The organism is Mesorhizobium sp. FG116 (assembly GCF_057809835.1).
Genome location: NZ_JBMDKS010000069.1, coordinates 1 through 4,973, shown reverse-complemented (window position 1 = coordinate 4,973; position 4,973 = coordinate 1). Strand labels below are relative to the sequence as shown.

5 protein-coding genes are annotated in these 4,973 nt (G+C 57.9%); 1 reads left to right on the top strand and 4 read right to left on the bottom strand.

Going from position 1 to position 4,973, the window contains the following annotated elements; translation table 11 throughout:
• The first annotated feature begins 99 nt into the window (after nucleotides 1-99).
• Nucleotides 100-480 (top strand): hypothetical protein, encoded by a 381-nt coding sequence (locus ACODTY_RS23260; RefSeq protein WP_488996547.1) that lies wholly within the window; start codon nucleotides 100-102, stop codon nucleotides 478-480.
• 166 nt (nucleotides 481-646) lie between these two features.
• On the opposite strand, the gene ACODTY_RS23255 is transcribed toward ACODTY_RS23260, so the two are convergent.
• From ACODTY_RS23255 to ACODTY_RS23240, 4 genes are all read right to left on the bottom strand, one after another.
• On the bottom strand, nucleotides 647-1,429 hold the full coding sequence (locus tag ACODTY_RS23255; protein ID WP_488996546.1) for an ABC transporter permease: 783 nt from the start codon (nucleotides 1,427-1,429) through the stop codon (nucleotides 647-649).
• 3 nt (nucleotides 1,430-1,432) lie between these two features.
• The gene (locus tag ACODTY_RS23250; protein ID WP_488996545.1) at nucleotides 1,433-2,611 is read right to left on the bottom strand and encodes an ABC transporter permease; all 1,179 of its coding nucleotides are present in this window, start codon (nucleotides 2,609-2,611) and stop codon (nucleotides 1,433-1,435) included.
• Complete coding sequence (locus tag ACODTY_RS23245) at nucleotides 2,608-3,687, bottom strand: ABC transporter ATP-binding protein (protein WP_488996544.1); 1,080 nt, start codon at nucleotides 3,685-3,687, stop codon at nucleotides 2,608-2,610. The genes ACODTY_RS23250 and ACODTY_RS23245 overlap by 4 nt, the downstream gene beginning before the upstream one ends.
• Nucleotides 3,688-3,871: 184 nt before the next feature.
• Nucleotides 3,872-4,924: an ABC transporter substrate-binding protein gene (locus tag ACODTY_RS23240; RefSeq protein ID WP_488996543.1), complete on the bottom strand. Its 1,053-nt coding sequence runs from the start codon at nucleotides 4,922-4,924 to the stop codon at nucleotides 3,872-3,874.
• Nucleotides 4,925-4,973 lie beyond the last annotated feature (49 nt).

Sequence of the window (4,973 nt, the reverse complement as noted above, 5' to 3'; positions counted from 1 at the left end):
ATGCATTGATTCCTCCTCCTATTTATATGGATACAGCAGAATTACGCACTGGATGTGCGCAGATAACAATATGCAGATTATTGTGTAGATGGCTACAGCATGTTTGAATTTTATTTTGCCTATATTATGATTAGTGGAAGGACAATAACGTTACAATATGCAAGGCATCGGCATGGCCAACGCTATCCAGGCAAAAAGGTCATCCGCCTTTTCTCTTTTCACTCGCGCTCACTTGGCGCGCAATGCGGGTGGCGAGGAACCATCGCGGCGCGGCGCGACATGCCACACAACGCAGATCTTGAAGCTGTGACTGCAAATGTTGAAGACAGCCTTCCCGCTGCAGTGCTCGCGGTGCTCCATCAGGGCCACGCGCTTGATCCTCTCGAACAGATCTGCCTTAAAACAGCGGAGTCTCCAGAACATCGCACTTGGTGGCGGAATATCGAACGCCGGGAGTGGCCGCCGATGCCTCGCACGTAGCGTTCAGGATTACATTCTCAACATCGCACATGGGGGTGGTAGCTCGGTCTCCCGCCCTGAGGCAGTCATCGGCGCAGTCAATTCCGCTCCTGAACCGGATCGATTTCACCCGGTTCGAATTCGCTGCTCGACCTTTCGAGGAGAGCAATCATGGACGCGTATGTAATTAGCGTGCCCTATTCAGTAAAGCGCGCGAGAGCATAAAAAGAGTTCCGATTACGACAGTTGCGGCGATGAATAAGAAAGCCGCTGCGGCGATGGCAGGGCTGATGTTCTCCCGTATGCTTGAGAACATCTGACGTGCCAAGGTCCGTTGATTTGGTCCAGCAACGAAAAGAGTCAGAACTACTTCATCGAGCGAGGTCGCGAAGGCAAGTACCGCCCCCGACAGGATGCCGTGCAAGGCCAGCGGCAGGGTCACGCGCCAGAAAACGATGACCGGCGCTGCCCCGAGACTCTCGGCTGCAAGCTCCACCCTATAGTCGATTCCGGCAAGCGCAGAAGTCACGCTCACGACCACGAAAGGAACGGCCACGACCGTGTGAGCGATGATGACACCGGCATAGCTGTTGGTGAGCCCGAACCGAGCGAGCAGGACCTGCATCCCGACGCCAAGGACCACCGCCGGGACGACCATCGGCAGGAGAAAGAGTGTGCGGAACGCACCGCGCATGAACAGGCCGGGATTGCGCAGGCTGAGCGACGCGGCGGTGCCGAGCGCGGTCGCGAGCAGCGTCGTGCCGGAACCGACGATGATGCTGTTGATGATCGCCCGCTGCCAGGCATCAGTGAAGAAGAGTTCATGGAACCAGCGTAGCGACCAGGATGGCATCGGATAGGTAAGGATTACGCTCGACGTGAAAGCGAGCGGAAGGATTGCGAATAGCGGGGCGACGAGAAAAAGGATGGTAAGCGATGCAAAGGTGAATTGGGCGATCCTCATAGGCATCGGTCAGCGCCTCCCTGGCCCGTCGGCGGAGAGCCCCGCATAAACGATGTAGAGCAGAAGGGTCGCGACGAGCAGCACGACGCCGAGCGCTCCCGCCATGCCCCAGTTGGCCGTCCCTGTCGCGTAGAAGGCAATGATCGAGGAGATCATCTGGTCCCCCGGCCCGCCGATTAGCGCCGGGGTGATATAATAGCCGATGGCCGAGATGAAGACGAGCAGACCGCCAGAAGCGACCCCGCGAAGGCTAAGCGGCATGAGAACGCGCAGGAATGCCCGCCACGGCGGCGCGCCGAGCGAAGCTGCCGCCGGCATAAGGTTCTTCGGGATTGTGATGAGCACGGAGTAGATCGGCAGCACCATGAATGGTAGCAGCACATGGGTCATGGTGATGATGACGCCAGTGCGGTTGAAGATCAGCGGAAGTGGAGCCGAGACCAGACCGAGCCACTGCAGCATGTTGTTGATGAGGCCCCGCTCCTGCAGCAGGATGAACCAGGCAGCCGTGCGGACCAAAAGCGACGTCCAGAGCGGCAGGAGTACGGCAGCGAGCATCAGATCGCGCTTCCAGCCAATGAGCGACGCGGCGATGAGCGCGTAGGGAAAGCCGATGCAAGCGCAAGTGAAGGTGACGAACGCGCCGATCCAGAAGGTTCGCACGAGGATCACCCGGTTAACGGATTGGTCAGGCGGCAAATGCTCAATGTTGCCTGCGGCATTGCGGCCAAGATCGACGGCGGCAAGCAGGTTGCGGTCTGTATACGGCGAGAGCGAATCGGCGATCGCCAACCAGAAGACAGGTCTATCCCAGCGTTTGTCGATCGAAATCAGATTGGGAGGGGGATTCGCGGTATCGGCAAGCGCACTCATCGTCTTGGGCATGAGCGTACGGAAGCCCGATTGGGCACTGTTGAGCCGGCGCACCATGTCGCCCAGCGCCTGATCATCGGTGACGGCTTTCAGGTCTTCCGTCAACGCAACCTGCATCGGGATGGTGGGTGGCGATTTGCGGTCCCAGTCGGCGAGAACCCTGGCGCTGCGCGGAAGAAGGCGCAGTACGGCGGGATCCGACACAGCCTGCGACATCATGCTGAAAAGTGGCCAGGCGAAGAAGACGCAGAGAAAAAGCAACAGCGGGGCCAGCAGAAGTAACGACTGACCTGCGCGAGAGGAATCTGCATTCATGGCAATATGACCCGGCAGTCGCCGGCCGAGAACGCCGCGTAGACCTTTGTGCCCGACGAGAACTCCGCTGACCTGCGGCCGAGCTTGGCGATCAGCGGATGGTTCGTGTCACGCAGTTGCACCCGCAGATGGTCGCCTTGGTACAAAGAGTCAAGGACCTCGGTCTCGATGACGTTGCAAGCCTCGCCGCGGGTGATGCTGAGCTCCACCTTTTCCGGTCGGATAGAAACGAAGACCTGCTGGCCGGATGCCAACGAGCCGGAAATAGCGGAAACGATGGAAGCGCCGGAAGGAAGACGCACGGTCGCCTCCTTGCCCTCCACCGCATCCACCACCCCTTGGACCAGATTGGTTTCGCCGATAAACTCCGCCACGAAGCGGGTGGCGGGCTCGTCATAGACCTGCCGAGGGGTGCCAACCTGCTCGATCTTGCCCTTGTTGAAGACAGCGATACGGTCCGAAATTGTGAGCGCTTCGGACTGGTCATGGGTGACGAAGACGATGGTCAGGCCGAGCCGTCGATGTAGGTCCCGGATGTCGAGCTGCATCTGCTCGCGCAGTTGCTTGTCGAGTGCGCCGAGCGGTTCATCCATCAGGACAACACGCGGCTCGAAAACCAGCGCACGGGCGAGCGCAACGCGCTGCTGCTGGCCGCCCGAAAGCTGGGAAGGGCGCCGGTCGACAAGACCCGATAGCTGCACCATGTCAAGCGCGCGCTTAACACGCTCGACAATCTCCGCCTTTCCGAAACGGCGCATCTGAAGCGGAAACGAGATATTGTCGCCCACCGACATATGCGGAAAGAGGGCATAGCTCTGGAACACGATGCCCATGTCCCGTTTGTAGGTCGGAACGGCGTTGATCGCAGTGCCCTCGAGCAGGATGTCACCGGAAGTCGGCTGCTCGAAACCTGCAAGCATCATCAGAATCGTCGTCTTTCCGGAACCGGAAGGGCCGAGCAAACTGACGAATTCTCCTTTTTCGATCACAAAGTCGAGATTCGCGACAACACAGAACGAACCGTAGAATTTGGATATGCGGTCAAATCGAATGAATTCGGCCACTGAATACTCCATCAAGGCGCAAGCAGACCGGGGGACAAGGCGCGCGGTCGGACATTCCCCCTGCTGCTCTGACGCTTCCCTTTCGCAAGAGGAGGGACGCACCTGCACCGCCCCAATGCCAGGCGAGAGAGCCCCACGCGGATGAAAGCTCTCCCCGCCAGTACGGAACGGCGGCATGCCCGACCGCGGGACGACCCTATTGGGCCAGCCAAGCGTTGAAGCGCTGGGTCAGCGTTTCCGCATTGTCTATCCAGAAATCGACGTTGAGCGGGATAGCACCCGTCAGGTTCGCTGGATCAGTCGGCAAGTCCTTGGCCAATTCTGGCGGCACTTTGGCCGCAGCTTCCTTATTTGTAGGGCCATAGGCGATATATTTTGGAAGCTTTGCTTGATTATCGGATGAACTCGCGAAGTTAATAAAATCTTGCGCAACGTCCTTATTTTCTGCGCCCTTTAGAACTACCCAGCTATCTACGGCATAGATGCTACCAGGGAAGACGACCTTGAAATTTTTTCCCTCAGTGCGATCAATGCCAGTGATGCGGCCGTTATAAGCCGAAGTCATGACGACTTCGCCAGAGGCGAGGAACTGCAGAGGCTGCGCACCCGATTCCCACCAGACTATGTTGGGTTTCAACTCGTCCAGCTTTTTGAAGGCCCGCTCGACACCTTCATCAGTTCCCAGCACGTCATACACCTGATCTGGGGGCACGCCGTCAGCCATCAGTGCGAACTCGAGCGTGTATTTTGGCCCCCTACGCAACGAGCGCTTCCCCGGGAATTTTTGGACATCCCAGAAATCCGCCCAAGTTTTCGGACCGTTTTTCAACTTGTCGCCATCATAAGCTATCGCCGTCGACCACACCGTAGCGCCGACTCCGCAATCGCTCACCGCCGACGGAAGAAACTTGTCTTTACCGCCCAGCTTATCCCAATCGATCTTCTCGTAGAGTCCGTCAGTGCAGCCCAGCGCCAGTTCCTCGGCCTCCACCTGCACGACGTCCCAGTTCGGTGATCCGGCTTTCACTTTCGACTGAATGACCCCGATGCCACCGCTCCAAGCCTCGTCAAGCACAGGCTTGCCGATTTTCTGGGAGAACGGCTTGAAGTAAATCTCGCGTTGCGCATCCTGAAAATTGCCACCCCATGAAACCACTGTGAGGTCTCTTGCGAACAATGATCCTGCGGCACAAACGCATAACGCGCTTGCAGCAATTGTGGAAAAGCACAATCTGACAACTGGATGCATTGATTCCTCCTCCTATTTATATGGATACAGCAGAATTACGCACTGGATG